The organism is Corallococcus sp. 4LFB (assembly GCF_046520365.1).
Taxonomy (GTDB): domain Bacteria; phylum Myxococcota; class Myxococcia; order Myxococcales; family Myxococcaceae; genus Corallococcus; species Corallococcus caeni.
The window spans coordinates 1-16011 of record NZ_JBKGHJ010000164.1; the positions used below are offsets into that span (position 1 = coordinate 1).

At 70.9% G+C, this 16011-nt stretch carries 15 protein-coding genes and 2 pseudogenes; 8 read left to right on the forward strand and 9 right to left on the reverse strand.

All coding sequences use genetic code 11. The features are described from left to right. Nucleotides 1-11 precede the first annotated feature (11 nt). Nucleotides 12-2033 carry a neutral/alkaline ceramidase gene (locus tag ACLEQD_RS19020; protein WP_410385738.1) on the forward strand — a complete coding sequence of 674 codons (2022 nt, stop codon included), beginning with the start codon at nt 12-14 and terminating at the stop codon, nt 2031-2033. Nucleotides 2034-2042: 9 nt separating this feature from the next. On the opposite strand, the gene ACLEQD_RS19025 is transcribed toward ACLEQD_RS19020, so the two are convergent. Next, entirely contained in the window at nt 2043-2921 is an 879-nt protein-coding gene (locus ACLEQD_RS19025) for a hypothetical protein (RefSeq protein WP_410385728.1), read from the reverse strand. 155 nt (nt 2922-3076) lie between these two features. Between ACLEQD_RS19025 and ACLEQD_RS19030 the strand changes: the two genes are divergently transcribed. Next, complete coding sequence (locus ACLEQD_RS19030) at nt 3077-3571, forward strand: gluconokinase (protein ID WP_410385729.1); 495 nt, start codon at nt 3077-3079, stop codon at nt 3569-3571. A 6-nt stretch (nt 3572-3577) separates the two neighbouring features. Here ACLEQD_RS19030 and ACLEQD_RS19035 read toward each other — a convergent pair whose 3' ends face one another. Next, nucleotides 3578-4204, reverse strand: coding sequence for a phenylalanine--tRNA ligase beta subunit-related protein (locus tag ACLEQD_RS19035; RefSeq protein ID WP_410385730.1), 627 nt, complete (start codon nt 4202-4204; stop codon nt 3578-3580). An 81-nt stretch (nt 4205-4285) separates the two neighbouring features. On the opposite strand from ACLEQD_RS19035, the gene ACLEQD_RS19040 reads away from it, so the two are divergent. After that, on the forward strand, nt 4286-4648 hold the full coding sequence (locus ACLEQD_RS19040) for a cupin domain-containing protein (RefSeq protein WP_120523820.1): 363 nt from the start codon (nt 4286-4288) through the stop codon (nt 4646-4648). Between the two features lie 169 nt (nt 4649-4817). Continuing rightward, nucleotides 4818-6439, forward strand: a pseudogene (locus tag ACLEQD_RS19045) (ABC-F family ATP-binding cassette domain-containing protein). A 45-nt stretch (nt 6440-6484) separates the two neighbouring features. Here the strand turns inward: ACLEQD_RS19045 and ACLEQD_RS19050 are convergent. From ACLEQD_RS19050 to ACLEQD_RS19070, 5 genes are all read right to left on the reverse strand, one after another. Then, a complete protein-coding gene (locus tag ACLEQD_RS19050) occupies nt 6485-6988 on the reverse strand; it encodes a hypothetical protein (RefSeq protein WP_410385731.1) in 504 nt (167 codons plus the stop codon). A gap of 181 nt (nt 6989-7169) precedes the next feature. After that, nucleotides 7170-7481 (reverse strand): hypothetical protein, encoded by a 312-nt coding sequence (locus tag ACLEQD_RS19055; protein WP_410385732.1) that lies wholly within the window; start codon nt 7479-7481, stop codon nt 7170-7172. 11 nt (nt 7482-7492) lie between these two features. Then, on the reverse strand, nt 7493-8932 hold the full coding sequence (locus tag ACLEQD_RS19060) for an aldehyde dehydrogenase family protein (protein WP_410385733.1): 1440 nt from the start codon (nt 8930-8932) through the stop codon (nt 7493-7495). Nucleotides 8933-8959: 27 nt separating this feature from the next. Next, a complete protein-coding gene (locus ACLEQD_RS19065; RefSeq protein ID WP_410385734.1) occupies nt 8960-10411 on the reverse strand; it encodes an aldehyde dehydrogenase family protein in 1452 nt (483 codons plus the stop codon). A 36-nt stretch (nt 10412-10447) separates the two neighbouring features. Continuing rightward, a complete protein-coding gene (locus ACLEQD_RS19070) occupies nt 10448-11119 on the reverse strand; it encodes a TetR family transcriptional regulator (RefSeq protein ID WP_410385735.1) in 672 nt (223 codons plus the stop codon). Nucleotides 11120-11245: 126 nt separating this feature from the next. Between ACLEQD_RS19070 and ACLEQD_RS19075 the strand changes: the two genes are divergently transcribed. The 3 genes from ACLEQD_RS19075 to ACLEQD_RS19085 are packed head-to-tail and all read left to right on the forward strand — an operon-like array spanning nt 11246 to nt 13315. Next, complete coding sequence (locus ACLEQD_RS19075; RefSeq protein ID WP_410385739.1) at nt 11246-11872, forward strand: phospholipase D-like domain-containing protein; 627 nt, start codon at nt 11246-11248, stop codon at nt 11870-11872. A 46-nt stretch (nt 11873-11918) separates the two neighbouring features. Beyond that, nucleotides 11919-12605: a hypothetical protein gene (locus tag ACLEQD_RS19080; protein ID WP_410385736.1), complete on the forward strand. Its 687-nt coding sequence runs from the start codon at nt 11919-11921 to the stop codon at nt 12603-12605. Between the two features lie 17 nt (nt 12606-12622). Continuing rightward, a complete protein-coding gene (locus ACLEQD_RS19085; protein WP_410385740.1) occupies nt 12623-13315 on the forward strand; it encodes a sensor histidine kinase in 693 nt (230 codons plus the stop codon). Between the two features lie 12 nt (nt 13316-13327). Here ACLEQD_RS19085 and ACLEQD_RS19090 read toward each other — a convergent pair whose 3' ends face one another. After that, entirely contained in the window at nt 13328-13702 is a 375-nt protein-coding gene (locus ACLEQD_RS19090; protein ID WP_014393392.1) for a helix-turn-helix transcriptional regulator, read from the reverse strand. 429 nt (nt 13703-14131) lie between these two features. Further along, entirely contained in the window at nt 14132-15013 is an 882-nt protein-coding gene (locus tag ACLEQD_RS19095) for an NAD(P)H-dependent flavin oxidoreductase (protein ID WP_410385737.1), read from the reverse strand. A gap of 239 nt (nt 15014-15252) precedes the next feature. On the opposite strand from ACLEQD_RS19095, the pseudogene ACLEQD_RS19100 reads away from it, so the two are divergent. Then, nucleotides 15253-16011 (forward strand): annotated as a pseudogene (locus tag ACLEQD_RS19100) (hypothetical protein); the annotation flags it as partial.

The window sequence follows — 16011 nt, forward strand, 5'->3', positions numbered from 1 at the left end:
CTCCCCCTCGCCTGTCCACCGCGAGCGCGGCCCAGGCTCCGGCGGCCGCTCCGGTGGCCGCTCCGGCCGGGGCGGCGGACAACGCGTGCGCGGGCTCCGCGAACTTCCTCCTTGGCGCGGCGCGCTCGGACATCACCGGCCCCGCGGCGGAGGTGGGGATGATGGGCTACGGGCAGGTGGGCCAGAAGACGGAGGGCATCCACCTGCGGCTGTACTCGCGCGCGTTCGTCATCGCCTCGCCGTGCAACGGCCGGCGCGTGGCCTACGTCAGCGCGGACCTGGGCATGGTGTTCCAGGCGGTGAAGCAGCAGGTGGTGGAGCGGCTGCGCGCGAAGCTGGGCGACACGTTCTCCGACGACAACGTGCTGCTCAGCGCCACGCACACGCACTCCGGGCCGGGCGGCTTCAGCCACTACACGCTCTACAACCTGACCAGCCTCGGCTTCGTGCCCCAGAACTTCGAGGCCATCGTCTCCGGCATCACGGACTCCATCGTGCGCGCGAACGCGCGGCTGGCCGAGGGCTCGCTGCGGCTGGCGTCGGGCGACCTGCGCGGCGCCAGCGCCAACCGCTCACCGGAGGCCTACCTGCGCAACCCGGAGGCCGAGCGCGCCCGCTACCCCGACAACGTGGACACCCGCATGACGCTGCTGCGGATGACGGGTGCGGACGGGCGCGAGCTGGGGCTCATCAACTGGTTCGCGGTGCACGCCACGTCCTTCGGCAACACGAACCACTACATCAGCGGCGACAACAAGGGGCTCGCGGCGCACGCGTTCGAGGTGGGGCGGGGCGGGCTGACGCCCGGAGGCCCGGACACCTTCGTCGCGGCCTTCGCCAACTCGAACGAGGGGGACGTCACGCCCAACATCCTGGGCGGCACGAACGGCGGCGGGGCGAACGACTTCGAGGACGCGGCCCTGTCCGCGAAGAAGCAGTACGACTTCGCCGCCCACCTGTGGGCCACCGCCGCCATGCCCGTGATGGGCGGCGTGGACTACCGGCACGCCTACGTGAAGATGGACGCGGTGGACGTCGCGCCCGCGTACGCGGACGGCAGCGCGCACCGCACCTGTCCGGCGGCCATCGGCCTGTCCATGATCGCGGGCGCGGAGGACGGGCCCGGCTTCGGTGCGGAAGGCGCCACGTGCGAGTCCGTGCACGACGTGTGGAGCCAGTTCTCCTGCGCCGCCGTCACCACGCCCTGCCAGGGGGAGAAGCCCATCGTCCTGGAGATGGGCGCCATGAAGCCCTACCCGTGGTCGCCGGAGGTGCTGCCGCTGCAACTGGTGACGGTGGGGCCGCTGGCGCTGGTGGCGGTGCCCTTCGAGCTGACCACCATGGCGGGCCGGCGGCTGCGCGACACGGTGCGCGCGCAGCTGCAGGGCGCGGGCGTGACGGATGTGGTCATCGTGGGGCCGGCCAATGCCTACTCGGGCTACGTGGCCACGCGCGAGGAGTACGCGCGCCAGGACTACGAGGGCGCGTCCACGCACTTCGGCCCCTGGACGCTGGCGGCGCTCCAGCAGTCCTTCGCGGGGCTCGCGGCCAGCTTGCGCGAAGGGACGTCCGTGCCGCCCGGGCCCACGCCGCGCGACCTGCGCAAGGCGGTGGTGGGCCTGCAGCCCGGCGTGGTGTTCGACGACAAGCTGCTCTGGGTGGACTTCGGCGCCGTCGCGCAGGAGGCGAAGGCGTCGTACGCGCGGGGAGACACGGCGAGCGTCACCTTCTGGGGCGGCCACCCGCGCAACGACCTGAAGCAGGGCGGCACCTACCTGCGCGTGCAGCGGCGGCAGGCGGACGGCACGTGGCGGGACGTGGCGCACGACGGGGAGGGCGGCGCGCTGTACCACTGGGAGCGCGAGTACTGCGTGCCCACGCTCGCGTGCTCGCACGTGAGAATCGACTGGCCCATCCCGCTGGACACGCCGCCGGGCACCTACCGGCTGGTGCACGAGGGCAACTGGAAGTCCGGCTGGGACGGGCGCGTGCACCCGTACTCGGGGAGCTCGCGCCCGTTCACCGTGCGGTAGCGCGCGCCCTCAGTCGCAGGTGCCGTCCGGGTTGCACTTCTTATCGCACTTCTTGCAGGTGGCGCCGCCCTTGCCGCACTGGTTCTTGTTGGGCGCGGGGATGCAGCTGTTGCCCTCGCAGCAGCCGTTGCAGGTGGTGGGGTCGCAGCGGCAGGAGCCGCCGACGCACGCCAGGCCCGGGCCGCACGCGCTGTTGCTGCCGCACAGGCACTTGCCTCCGCTGCAGCGGTCCGCGTTGAGGCCACAGGCCGGGCCGGTGCCGCAGCCGCAGGTGCCCCGCGGAGTGCAGGTGTCGGTGCGGTCCGCGTCGCAGGCCTCGCAGGCGACGCCGCCCACACCGCAGGTGCGGAACGTGCGCGCCGTGCAGAAGCCGTCGCGGCAGCAGCCGTCCGGACAGTCCAGGCAGAAGGTGTCCGTGCCGCCGTCGGGGGTGGGGCCGGAGGTGAGCCGCACGGTGACCTCCACCTCGTAGCCGTCGCGCACGCTGGCGGTGGCCTCGCCCGTGGCGACCGTGGCGTCGCCGCGCAGGCCCTCCACGCGGACGGTGGCCTGGGTGCCGTCGGCGGCGCCGTCCAGGAGGACGCGGAAGGTCTCGCCGTTCTGGAGCTCGCGGCTGGAGTCCTCTGGCAGGAGCGTGGTGGGCACCGCCGCGCCGTCCGCCGTGCCGGAGACGCGCAGCCGGGTGAGGCTCAGCGAGGGCTCGAACTCGGTGGTGACGAAGAGGGCGGTGCCGGCCGCGGCGTCGGGGTCGCGGCAGGCCGCCAGGGTCAGCAGGGTCAGCAGGCCACTGCACAGGAGGAGCCGGACGCGCGCCGGCCGGGGGGGGCTCCCACGGAAGTCATGATGGGAACGAAGGTAGCGATTCCTCCGCCGCGACGTGGAAGGCATGGTGGGCCCGGGCGCGAGGGCGTTGGACAGCGGACGCTCGCCCTCCGTTATCCCGGGAGCTTCGGTGTGTCACCGGACATGCTGCTCGCGTGGCGCCGGGCGCGGGACGGCCGCGGCATGAGCGGGCGCTCGAGTCCGTGGGAGGCGGCAACGGCATGGTGGTCATCGTGATGGGCGTTTCAGGCACCGGGAAGTCCACGGTGGGCCGGGCGCTCGCGGACCGGATGGGGTGGACGTTCGTGGACGCGGACGACCTGCACTCGGTGGAGAACCGTCGGAAGATGGCCGCGGGCACGGCGCTGACGGACGTGGACCGGCAGCCCTGGCTGGAGCTGTTGCGAGCGCGGATGGAGAAGGCGCTGGACGGGCACGAGGACCTGGTGCTGGCGTTCTCCGGGCTCAAGGAGCTCTACCGCGCCAGGCTCACCGTGGACGCCGAGCGCGAGCGCTGGGTGTACCTGCACGCGCCCGCGGCCGTCATCCGCGAGCGGCTCCAGAAGCGCCTGGGGCACTTCATGCCGGCGTCGCTGCTGGCCAGTCAGCTGCAGACGCTGGAGGTGCCCCGGGACGCCTTCACCGTGGACGTGACGCCGCCGCCGGACGTCGTGGTGGAGCGCATCCTGGACGGGCTGGAGTTGAAGCCCCGGTAGGGGGCCTCAGCGCACGGGCTCGACGGTGGCGCCCAGGCGCTCCAGCAACTCCCGGTACCAGGTGAAGGCGCGCTCGGTGTGGCCCTTCAGCTCCTTCGTCCCCCACAGCAGCGTGAGGGTGCGGCGCGTGGTGGCGTCCGTCTTGGTGCGCTGGGCGTCCTTCACCGCGTTGGCGCACGGGCCCTGCGCGTCGAAGAGGCACAGCAGGCCCTCCAGGTCGATGGTCTGCCCCGACGCGTTGAAGACGTAGTGGTCGCCCTGGATGGCGGTGGAGACGCGGAACGGCGCCTGCGCGCGGTCCAGGTCCACGACGCTGATGGGCAGGCCGCTGTGCAGCGAGACGGCGTTGCACGCGTCCACCGCGGCGTTGATGGTGCCCAGGGTGCCGTCGCCGGAGGCCCGCACCAGGTACTCGGACGCGGGCTTGCCCCGGCCCGTGGGCTTGTAGCCTCCATGGCGGAGCAGGTCGCGCACGGCGCCCCGCACGGCGTCGTCGCTCTGGACGGGCGCGGTGGCGCCGGGCTTCAGCAGGGCCTGCAGCCAGCCGGGCGCGGGCAGGTCCCCCAGGGGAGCAGGGAAGGAGGACGTGAAGGCGATGAGGTCGAGGAGGGGATGGTTGTCGACGGTCAGCACGGCGGCACTCTATGCCACGCGCTGGTAGGGTAGGGACGGCCGCTGCTTCCCTTCGTGGTCCCTGCACCTGGAGCCTTCCGCATGCCCACGCTCATCCCCAAGCCCAACCGTGTGACGGCGGTGGGCAACAAGCCGAAGCTCATCGACGAGTACGTGGGGCGGGTGACCTCCAAGACGTCGAACATCAGCGTGGCCCACATGCGCAGCCCGGGCGGGTGGGAGGAGCCGGGCCAGACGCCGGAGTTCCGTGAAATCACCCTGGTGCTCGCGGGCACGCTGCGGGTGGAGCACAAGGGCGGGGTGATGGACGTGCACGCCGGCCAGACGGTGGTGTGCGAGCCCGGCGAGTGGGTCCGCTACAGCACCCCCGAGGAGGAGGGCGCGGAGTACGTGGCCATCTGCACCCCGGCGTTCTCCCCGGGCACCGTGCACCGGGACGCCTGAGGAGGCCCGAGTCTCGGGTTTCACGCCGGGCGGAATCCCGGGCGGGGGCCTGCCTGCCTGGGTGCGTGGATGGAACGGGGAGCGATGGGGGTTCGGAAGCATCCCTCCGGCGGGCGGCTCATGGCATAAGGACGCGCCGCCTGATTCCCCGGGCCCTTTCGGTACGCACATGATCCGTCTCGACAACATTGGCAAGCAACACGGTCAGCAGATCCTCTTCATCGAGGCGTCGGCCGCGCTCCACAAGGGCGAAAAGGTGGGCCTGGTGGGCCCGAACGGCGCGGGCAAGACGACGCTGTTCCGGATGATGACCGGCCAGGAGTACCCGGACGAGGGACAGGTCTCCATCGACCGCGGCGTCACCATTGGCTACTTCAGCCAGGACGTCGGTGAGATGGACGGCCGCAGCGCGGTCACCGAGGTCATGGATGGCGCGGGCCCGGTGAGCAAGGTCGCGGCGGAGATGAAGGAGCTGGAGGCCGCCATGGGGGACCCCGACCAGGCGGACAACATGGAGAAGCTCGTCGAGCGCTACGGCGTCGCGCAGGGGCGCTTCGAGGAGCTGGGCGGGTACGCGCTGGAGGGCCGCGCGCGGGAGATTCTGGCGGGCCTGGGCTTCAGCGAAGAGATGATGGACGGCGACGTGGGCAAGCTGTCGGGCGGCTGGAAGATGCGCGTGGCCCTGGCCCGCATCCTCCTGATGCGGCCGGACGCCATGTTCCTGGACGAGCCCTCCAACCACCTGGACCTGGAGTCGCTCATCTGGCTGGAGGGCTTCCTCAAGGGGTACGAGGGCGCGCTGCTGATGACGTCGCACGATCGCGAGTTCATGAACCGCATCGTGACGAAGGTGGTGGAGATCGACGGCGGTTCGCTGACGACGTACTCGGGCAACTACGACTTCTACGAGGGCCAGCGCGCGCAGAACGAGGCGCAGCAGCAGGCGCAGTACGAGCGTCAGCAGGCGATGCTCGCGAAGGAGATCAAGTTCATCGAGCGGTTCAAGGCCCGCGCGTCGCACGCCGCGCAGGTGCAGAGCCGGGTGAAGAAGCTGGAGAAGATCGAGAAGGTGGAGCCGCCCAAGCGCCGCTCCACGGTGCTCTTCGAGTTCCAGCCGCCGCCGCGTTCGGGTGACGACGTGGTGAACCTGAAGAACGTCTGCAAGGGCTACGGCAAGCGGACCATCTACGACGGCCTGGACTTCCTGGTGCGCCGCGCGGAGCGCTGGTGCGTGATGGGCGTGAACGGCGCGGGCAAGTCCACGCTGCTCAAGCTGGTGACGGGCACGACGCAGCCGGATGAGGGCACGGTGGCGCTGGGTGGCAGCGTGAAGATGGGCTACTTCGCGCAGCACGCGATGGACCTGCTGGACGGAGAGAAGACGGTCTTCGAGCAGCTGTCGGACGCGTTCCCGCGGGCGGGGCAGGGCTCGTTGAGGGCGCTGGCGGGCTGCTTCGGGTTCAGCGGCGACGAGGTGGAGAAGAAGTGCCGGGTGCTGTCGGGAGGAGAGAAGGCGCGTCTGGTGATGGCGCAGATGCTCTACGACCGCCGAACTTCCTGGTGCTGGACGAGCCCACGAACCACCTGGACATGGGCACGAAGGAGATGCTGATCACGGCGCTGTCGCGCTACGAGGGCACGATGCTGTTCGTGTCCCACGACCGGCACTTCCTGGGAGCGCTGTCCAACCGCGTGCTGGAGCTGACGCCGGACGGCATCCACAAGTACGGCGGCGGCTACACGGAGTACGTCGCACGCACGGGCCAGGAAGCGCCGGGCCTGCGCAGCTGAGGTGACGGACGCCCAGGGCGTGGAGACGCTCTGGGCGCCTTTGTTTCAGTGGATCACGTCTCGGAAGTCGGACTCCTCTTGAGGTTGAGGAGTGAACTTCAACGCTGTCAGGATCATCCAGCCGGTTCCTCCATCCTCCGGACCGACGTGTCCGCAGCAGATGCGAATCACTGAGCCACTGAGGGTCCAGTCTTCGCACTGCCTTCCTTGCACCCGACGGTTGGTGGAGGTGGGAGAGCCAAGAACGGAAACGGCCTCATCGTGGAGGGCCTTGAACGCCGTTGCGCAGTGCGCATTTCGGCGAACGACCGCGATCCCGATGGTCTCCAGATTTTCATTGAAGGGAAAGTCGTAGGTCAGCTTCGCCGGGTATCCGCCCAGTGTGACGTTTTGTGCGAGCGCTTCCGCTTCGGCTCGTGTCATGCCACGGCGAAGTCGCGCGAACAGAGGGATGGGACGGGCTTTCTGGGGCGCGCTGACCGACGCATCCGGTGACGATGTTTCCGACGCGGCCGGACTCACCGAACTCATCCAATGCCCGGTCAACATGACTCCAGTGGCTCCAGCCAGGAGGGCCCACGACGTCCTATGGGTTGGCATTGGAAACCTCGTCCAGGAAGGCCGTTGTAGAGCCTACGGGTCATCGGATGTGCGGGCAACGAGGGCTCGATGTTGTTCGTGTCGCACACGACGCCGCGTCCCGCCCGTTTCCTGCCAGGGCCACGGCCCCTCAGAAATCGCGCGGGTCACTCCACTCGAAGTCGTCCGGGGTCAGACGCTCCGCGGCGCCCAGGGCCTCGCCCATGCGCGCTATCGCGTCCGCTAGCGCCTCCAGCTCTGTTCGGCCAAGCCCCGTGGTCCAGTCCGGTTCCCCGGTCCGCGTCTTCACGCACAGGTTCGGCACCGCGAGAAAGTCGCCGTCCCGCTCCAGGACCTTGATCTTGTACCGGGTGCTCGGGACGCGGAGGTCCTGCACTTCGTAGATGTTGGCGACCCTTGAGAGGCTCGCGGCACCGCGCAGGTTGATGGCGCTCCAGCTCATGTTCGAGGAGGCTACTCGAACAGCTTGCTCGCGAGCCGTGCCAGGCGCTGGGCCTTGCCCCGGTAGGGCGGGAAGAAGAGGTTCGCGAAGGACGTGCGGCCCTGGCGCACCACCGCGCGTTCGTGGCTGAAGGCCTTGAAGCCCGCCTCGCCGTGATACGCGCCCAGGCCGCTCTGGCCCACGCCACCAAACGGCAGGTGCGGGTTCACGTTGTGCAACACCACGTTGTTCACCACCGTGCCGCCGGCGCTCGTCTCCTTCAGCAGGCGCTCCACCGGGACCTCTTCCTGGCTGAAGACATACATGGCCAGCGGCTTGCCTTCCGCGCGCACCTGCGTCACCACCTCATCCAGTGACTCGAAGCGCAGCACCGGCAACAGCGGCCCGAAGATCTCCTCGTCCATCACCGCCGACTCCGGCGTCACGTCCGCCAGCACCGTGGGCGCGATGTAGCGCGTCTCCGCGTGCACGCCGCCTCCCGCCACCACCCGCGCCCCTCCCGCCACGGATTCGTCCAGCAACCGGCACACGCGCTTGAACGCGCCGTCATCCACCATCCGGCAGAAGTCCGGCGTCGCGCGCCGCGCCTCCTCCGTCTTTCCGTAGAAGCGCTCCAGCGCGGCCTTCATCCCCGCCAGCAGCGCCTCCTCCTTCGATGCGTGCACCCAGACGTGGTCCGGCGCGATGCACGTCTGCCCCGCGTTCAGGAACTTCCCCCAGACAATCCGCTCCGCCGCCGCGTCCACGTCCGCCGACGCATCCACGACGACCGGCGACTTCCCACCCAGCTCCAGCGTCACCCCCGCCAGGTGCCGCGCCGCCGCCTCCATCACGCGACGGCCCACGCGCGGCCCGCCGGTGAAGAAGAAGTGGTCGAAGGGCAGCCGCAGCAGCGCCTCGCCCACCTCCGGCCCGCCCTCCACCAGCGCCACCTCGTCCTGGGGAAAGACGTCCCGCAGCAGCTGCGCCAGGAAGCGCGCCGTGCCCGGCGTCTTCTCGCTCGGCTTGCACAGCACGGCATTGCCCGCCGCCACCGCCGCCACCAGCGGCGACACCAGCAGGTGGAACGGGTAGTTCCACGGGGCCAGGATGAGCACCACGCCCCGGGGCTCCGGGTGCACCTCGCTCTTCGTGCCCGCCAGCAGCAGCGGTGCCCCCACCTTGCGCGGCTTCATCCACGCCTTCAGGTGCTTCTGCACGTGCGCCAGCTCCAGCAGCACGGGCAATATCTCCGTCGCCTCCACCTCCGCGGGCGGCTTGTGGAAGTCCTCGTACAGCGCGTCCGCCAGCTCCTCGCGCCGCTCCAGGAGCAGCGCCTTGAGCTTCTCCAGCCGCGCGAGGCGCTCCTTCGGCCCCGTCTTCGCCAGCTCCCAGCGGCGCGCCTGGAGGCGGTCGAACACCGCCTGCAGGTCTCCGGGGACCAGGGCCTCCTCCACTGACACCACGCGCATGCCGGCTCCTCTTTCCCTCGCCCGTGCCTACTCCAGCATCCGGGTCGCGCGGGAGGCCCATTCCTGGGCCTTTCCCCGATACGGCGGGAAGAACACGGCAGCCAGCGACTTCATCCACTGGACCATCACCGCCCGCTCATGGCTGAACGTCTTGAAGCCGTAGTGCCCGTGGTAGTTCCCCAGCCCGCTCATCCCCACCCCGCCAAACGGCAGGTTCGGGTTCGCCACGTGGATGAGCACGTTGTTCACCACCACCCCGCCCGACGTCGTGTGCTGGAGCACCTCCTCCACCATCTTGGAGTCCTGGGAGAACACGTACAGCGCCAGCGGCTTCCCGCCTTCGTTGATGTGCGCGTAGACCTCCTCGCGCCGCTCGTACGTCAGCACCGGCAACACCGGCCCGAAGATTTCACCCTCCATGATGGGCATCTTCGTCGTCACCCCGGACAACACCGTGGGTGCCACGTACCGCGACGGCCCGTCCGCCGTGCCACCCGCCTCCACCTTCGCCCCCGCGGCGACCGTGCGGTCGAGCACCTCCTTGAGCCGCCTCCACGCCGCCGGGTCCACCACGCGCGCGAAGTCCGGGCTCGCCTGACGCTCCGCCTCCGTCTCCCCGTAGAAGCGCGCCAGCACCGCCTTGAAGGCCTCCAGGAACGCCTGCTGCTTCGACGCGGGCACGTAGAGGTAGTCCGGCGCCACGCACGTCTGGCCCGCGTTGACGAACTTGCCCCACGCCAGCGCCTCCGCCGCCGCCTTCAGGTTCGCCGACGCGTCGATGATGACCGGCGACTTGCCGCCCAATTCCAGCGTCACGCTGGAGAGGAACTTCGTCGCCGCCGCCATCACCTTGCGGCCGATGTGCGGGTTGCCCGTGAAGAAGAAGTGGTCGAACGGGTGCTGGAGCAGCGCCTCCGCCACCTCCGCGCCGCCCTCGAACACCGCCACCTCGTTCTCCGGGAACACGTCCCGCAGCAGCTGCGCCAGGAAGCGCGACGTGTGCGGCGTCTTCTCACTGGGCTTGAGCATCACCGCGTTGCCCGCGGCGATGGCCGCGATGAGCGGCGCCACCAGCAACTGGAACGGGTAGTTCCACGGCGACAGGATGAGCACCACGCCCTTCGCCTCGGAGCGCACGTGGCTGGACGCGCCCTTGAGCGTCAGCGGCGTCGCCACCCGCTTGGGCTTCATCCACGCCTTCAGGTGCTTCACCGTGTGGTTCAGCTCCTCCAGCGTGGGGTGCACCTCCGTCAGCTCCACCTCCACCGCCGGCTTGCGGAAGTCCTGGTGGATGGCCTCCGCCAGCGGCTCGCGCCGCGCGATGATGGCCTCGCGCAGCTTGCGCAGCCTCGCGATGCGCTCCGCGGGAGTGCTGCGCGACAGGTTCCAGCGGTTCGCGCGCTGCGACTCGAACACCGCGCGGATGCGGTCCACTTCGGCCGAGGCCTGGGGGAGGAGGGACGCGACGGCTTCCAGCATGACAAAGCTCCGTTTCTAGAGACTGTGAAAGGTGGCTCAGCGGGCCTCGAGCCCGCGAAGAAGGGTGGTGATGGCCGCCGTCAATTCGGCGGTGAAGTCCACGCGCAGGGGCGCCATGTGCGGCAGCGTCAGTACCTCGCGCGCCACGGGCGCGATGTCCGCCATCTGCCGCAGGCCCGTCACCAGCGCGTGCACGTGGCGGATGAGCTGGCCCGCGGTTTCCGGCGTGAGGAAGGGCAGCCGCGCCTGGAGCAGCGCCGCCGTCGTCCCCATGGCCACCAGCACGCGCTCCTTGAACGCCTGCGTCTGCGCCACGGTCACGTTCTGCTCCAGCACCGTCTGCATCAGCGCCAGCAGCCGCGTGAAGGTCTCCTCCCCCTCCAGCGACCCGGCCACCGCGCACGCCAGCTGGTGGCCCGTCCACGTGCCGCCCTGGGCCAGGCGCCTGTTCAGCTTCGCGAACCACGCGGCGAGCAGGTCGTCCAGGAGCGCCAGGAACAGCGCCTCCTTCGTCGGGAAGTAGAGGAACACCGTCCCCTTCGCCAAGCCCGTGCGCGCCGCGACGTCCGCCATCTTCACCTGGGCGAAGGACGTCGCCTCGAACAGCGCGCGCGCCGCGTCCAGCAGCTCCCGCCGCCGCGCTTCCTTGTCCTCGTCCCGCCGCGCCCGCAGCGGAATGACCCGCTTCGCGGCCAGTGCTCCCGCCATGACCCGGAGTTAAATGACCCCCGGTCATCGGTCAAGCCGCCGCGCCGTCCTCCTTCCACCGGCGGACAGCCCGAGGGGGCAGGGGGATGGCGCCGTGTAATCGCGTGTGCGACGCTGGGTGACATGATGAGGCCCATCGACGCGGAGCTGCTGTCGGGGAGCGCGCTGTACCGGGAGGTCGTGCTGCGCAAGCTGGCCCACGCGCGCGAGTCGGTGTGGATGGCCACCGCCAACGTGAAGGCCATGTACGTGGAGCGCTCCAAGGGGGCGTTCGTGCCGCTCCTGGAGGTGCTGGACGGGCTGGCCGCCCGGGGCGTGGCGCTGCGGCTGTTGCACGCGGAGCTGCCCAGCCGGCCGTTCCGGGCCGCGTTCGACGCCCGCTCCCGGCTGGTGAAGGGCGGGCTGGAACTGAAGGTGTGCCCGCGCGTGCACTTCAAGGCGGTGGTGGTGGATGGCGCCTGGGTCTACCTGGGAAGTGCCAACCTCACCGGCGCGGGACTGGGCGCCAAGGGCGATGACGTCCGCAACTTCGAGATGGGCTTCGTGACCGAGGACTTCGACACCATCGACCGGACGACCGCCCTCTTTGACGCGGTGTGGAGCGGCGCCGAGTGCCGCGGGTGTCGGCTTCGCGCGGTGTGTCCGGACCCCATCTTGCCCTCCGGCGGCGGACAGGCGAAGAAACGGGGACGGGACGCGGTGCGGTTGGGGAAGTCCCGGCGATTGAGCCGTCCACGGGAGGACTCGCCATGACGCTGGACTTCACGCCTCGTGGCGCGCGCGGGCGGACCGGGCTGGAGTGACGCTCCCGGCCGCCAGAGCGTGGGACGCCGCGGACGCGGAGGTCCGGGCCCGTCAGCGGGTCCGGCGGCGCACGTATTGGCTGTGCGCGCTGCTCATCGCGCTGGGCTCGCTGCCGCATCCGCTGATGCTGGGCGGCTTCCGCGCCGACTTCCTGGCGGTGCAGCTGGCGTGGGCCGGGACGTTCTTCGTGCTGGGGGCGGCCGTGGGGGCCGGGTGGCTGCGCCCGCCGTTCAGCGGCATCGCGGCGGGCACCGTCAGCCTGACGGCGCTCACCGTGTGCATCCAGCTCACCGGCGGCCTGGCGAGCCCGCTGTTCCCCTCGTTCTACACGGTGCCCCTCTTCGTCGCCGTCTTCGTCCCGGGCCAGCGGCTGCCGGTGTGGTCCGCCATCGGCGGCACGCTGGCGGCGGTGGTGCTGATGACGTGGCTGGCGCGCGTGCCCTGGACGGTGTTCGTCAGCCAGTGCATCAGCTCGTCTTCGTGTTCGCGGTGTCCGCGCACGGCGCGGAGGCCTTCCGCAAGCTGCGCGCCGCGGAGCGCACCGCGCACCTGGAGCGCGTGGAGGCCCTGCGGCGGCTGGCGGAGAGCGAGTCGCGCCGCGCGCGCGTGGAGCGCCAGCGCGCGGAGGTGGAGCGGCTGGTGGTGGTGGGGCAGCTGGCCGCGGGCGTGGCCCACGAGGTGAACAACCCGCTCGCGTACGTGAAGTCGAACCTGCACTACCTCCAGGAGGAATGGGCGCACGGCGCCCCCGACGACCTGGAGGACGTGCGGCGCGTGCTGGATGAAACGCAGCAGGGCGTGCTGCGCATCCAGCAGATCGTCACCGACCTGCGCCTGTTCTCCCGCGAGGCCCCCGACGGCGCGGAGTCCTGCGACGTCGCGGAGACGCTGGCCGAGGCGCAGCGGCTGGCCTCGGTGCGGCTGCGCAGCCTGGGCGTGGTGGAGCGCGACGTCACGCCGGGGCTGGCCCCCGCGCGCGTCACGGCCCGCCACCTGGTGCAGGTGCTGGTGAACCTGCTGCTCAACGCCGCGGACGCGCTGGAGGCCGCCCGCTCCAGCAAGCCCGCGCACGTGATGCTGCGCGCGCGCATGGACGACGGCCGCGTGCGGGTGGAGGTGGAGGACAACGGGCCGGGCATCCCGGAGGCCGCGCTGCCGCGCCTCTTCGAGCCCTTCTTCACCACCAAGCCGCCCGGCAAGGGCACCGGCCTGGGCCTGGCGCTCTGCCGCGACTACGTGGCGCGCGCGGGCGGCACCCTGGAGGCGGAGAACCGCGCGGAAGGCGGTGCGCGCTTCATCCTCCGGCTGCCCGTCGCCGGCACTTCATCCCCCCCTGTCCACCGCGAAGCCCCCGCTCCCGTGGACGCGAACGCGGAGCCCGCGGCGGAGTAGCGCCCCAGCGCTTCATCGCTCCAGCGCGTGCGCGACCTGACCCAAGAGGCGCAGGCGCGGGGAGTCCAGCTTGCGCACGGTGCGCATGAGGCGGCGCACCTCGGGACGCTCGCGGTACTCCGGCGGGTCCTCCGCGAGCTGCGGCGCGCCGTCCTCCGTCACCGCCGCCGTCGCGCTCAACCCCAGCAGCACGTCCGACGAGCAGCTGAGCACCAGGCACAGCTTCCGCAACGTCCGCACGCTGGGCAGCATGTGCCCGCGCTCCAGCCGCCCGTACACCTCGGTGGCGATGCCAACGCGCTCGGCGACATCGGCCTGCGTCAGCTCCAGCCGCTGCCGGGCCACTCGCACCGCGTTTCCAATGAGGGTTGCCAGTCGTTGTTCCATGGCGTGGAAAACCTGTCGAAAGAGGAGCTTCTCCCCCCGCTTTTCAGACGGAGAGGTACCGGGGAGAAGTCGCTGCTGTGCGTGACCTCGTGAGACACAGATTACGAGTGGGGTCTGACATCTCCGGGCGTTCGGACAGGGCCCGCAAACCCGCGACAATCCGCCGTTTCCGCCGTTCTCGCGCACGCGTTTCGCAAGGCTTCCCGGGTGATTTTTCCGCGGGTGCTTCGCGCGTCGAACCGGGGTGGTAGGCAGGCGCGCTCGCGCCCCTCCCATGACGTCACGGGAAGGCCGTGCGAGGTCGCCCGACGTGCCAGGTTGCTTCGTGGGCTGGGAGACGGTTTCGCGAGGGTCCGGGGAGACCGCGCGCTTCCGGCGGGACGTGGCCGGAAGCGGGGCCTTCACACCCGGAGCCGCTTCAGCGCTGCTTCAGGATTCGGACGGCAGCGCGGCGCGTGCTTCGGAGTACTCGCGCACCATGCGCTCGACGACGGTGGCGGCGGGCAGCACGTCCTTCACGAAGGCCACGCCCTGGCCCGCGCTCCAGGTGTCCTTCCACGCCTTGCCCTGGCCCGCGCGGAAGCGCTCCAGCGCGCTCTTGATGAAGTTGCCGTGCACGCCCGTCACCTCCTTCGTGTACTCCAGGTCCTCCGGGTTCGAGTCCACCAGCGCCTGCTTGTAGTCGGGCGCGGCGCCCGCCTCCTCCGTGGCCAGGAAGCGCGTGCCCACGTACGCGCCATCCAGCCCCAGCGCGAGCGTCGCGGCCAGGTGGCGCCCTGTGGACAGCGCGCCCGCGAGCACCACCGGCACGCCCAGCTCCGCCTTGAGCCACGGCCCCAGCACCAGGGGGCTCAGGTTGCCCGCGTGGCCGCCCGCGCCGCTGCCCACGGCGACGAGCGCGTCCACGCCGGCCTTCGCGGCCTTCTCCGCGTGGCGCAGCGAAATCACGTCGCTCCACACCTTGCCGCCGTACGCGTGCACGCGCTCCACGATGGGCGTGGGGTCGCCCAGGCTGGTGATGACCAGCGGCACCTGTCGCGCCACCGTCGCGGCCACGTCCTCCTCCAGGCGCTCGGCCCACTTGAGGATGAGGTTCACGCCGAAGGGCACGTCCTTGGGGAACGTGTCGAGGAAGTCCCGGTACGCCTGCGCGGTGCGGTAGTTGAGCGACGGCACCGCGCCGATGGCGCCCGCGCGTCCGGCGGCCTCCAGCAGCGCGGCGTTGGACACCAGGAACATGGGCGCGGCGATGATGGGATAGCGGATGCCCAACATCCGGGTGACGGCGGTGTCGATGCGCGAAGGGGCCATGACGCGCATTGGACCATGCGTGCACGCGGGCGCGAGGCCGAAAAATCGGCCTGGGCGGCGTTGTCAATCACAGCGTGTCCCGGCGGGGGAAAACCCCTGGTGTTTCCGTGGTTTACGTAGCACGTAGGGCTGACATAAGGTGCCCGCCCCGGCGATGAGCCGGGAAGCCGGGGAGTCCCTTCGGTGTCGCGAACCGGGGAGCGCCGCCGAGCGCCTTCGCGGGGAGGCCAGAGCCAGTCGTGAGTGACGAGCGTCCGGACGCGCTGCTCAAGAGCGCACTCGAAAAGATCGTCTACTTCGAGGCCCGTGCGCAGCAGTTGCATGGCGAGCTGGCGTCCGCGCGCGACGAGCTTTCGCACCTCAGGGAGGACCTGGCGGAGGGGCACCAGCGTGAGCTGGACCTGCGCCGGGAGGTGGCCGAGCTGGAGGTGAAGAGCGGCCGCGCGCAGGCGGAGCGCGAGGAGCTGACGCGGGTCAACCACGCGCTGCGGCTGGAGCGGGACCAGCTGATGGCGAAGCTGCTGGACGCGAGCCGGATCCACTCCTCCGGGCAGGCGCGCGCGGTGGTGGACGACGACGCCGACGAGCTGGGATTCGACCTGGCGTCGTTCATCTCGCAGCTGCGCAGCGAGGTGATCCTCCGCGGGGACGTGCCGGCGGTGCGCGCGCCGTACAGCGGGCCCGCGGTGCCGCTGAAGTCCCATGATCCGATCGTGCCGTGGACGGAGCGCCCCGCGGCGCCCATTCCTCCGCGAGCGCATGCGGTGTCCTCGGGCGCGGCGGATTCAGGGCTGTCGCCGGTGGCGCGCGAGGCGCAGCGGCTGCAGAGCGAGGGCCGCCTGCGGGTGAGCCCGGAGCAGATGGCGGAGCTGTCGGGGCACGCGGGCAGCACGACGGATGAGACGCTGTTCGGGTTCTCCGTGCGGGAGCTGTCGGCGGCGGACGCGGCGGCGCGGGTGCGGGCGGCGGAGCGGCTGAAGGCGCTGGCGCATCCGGCG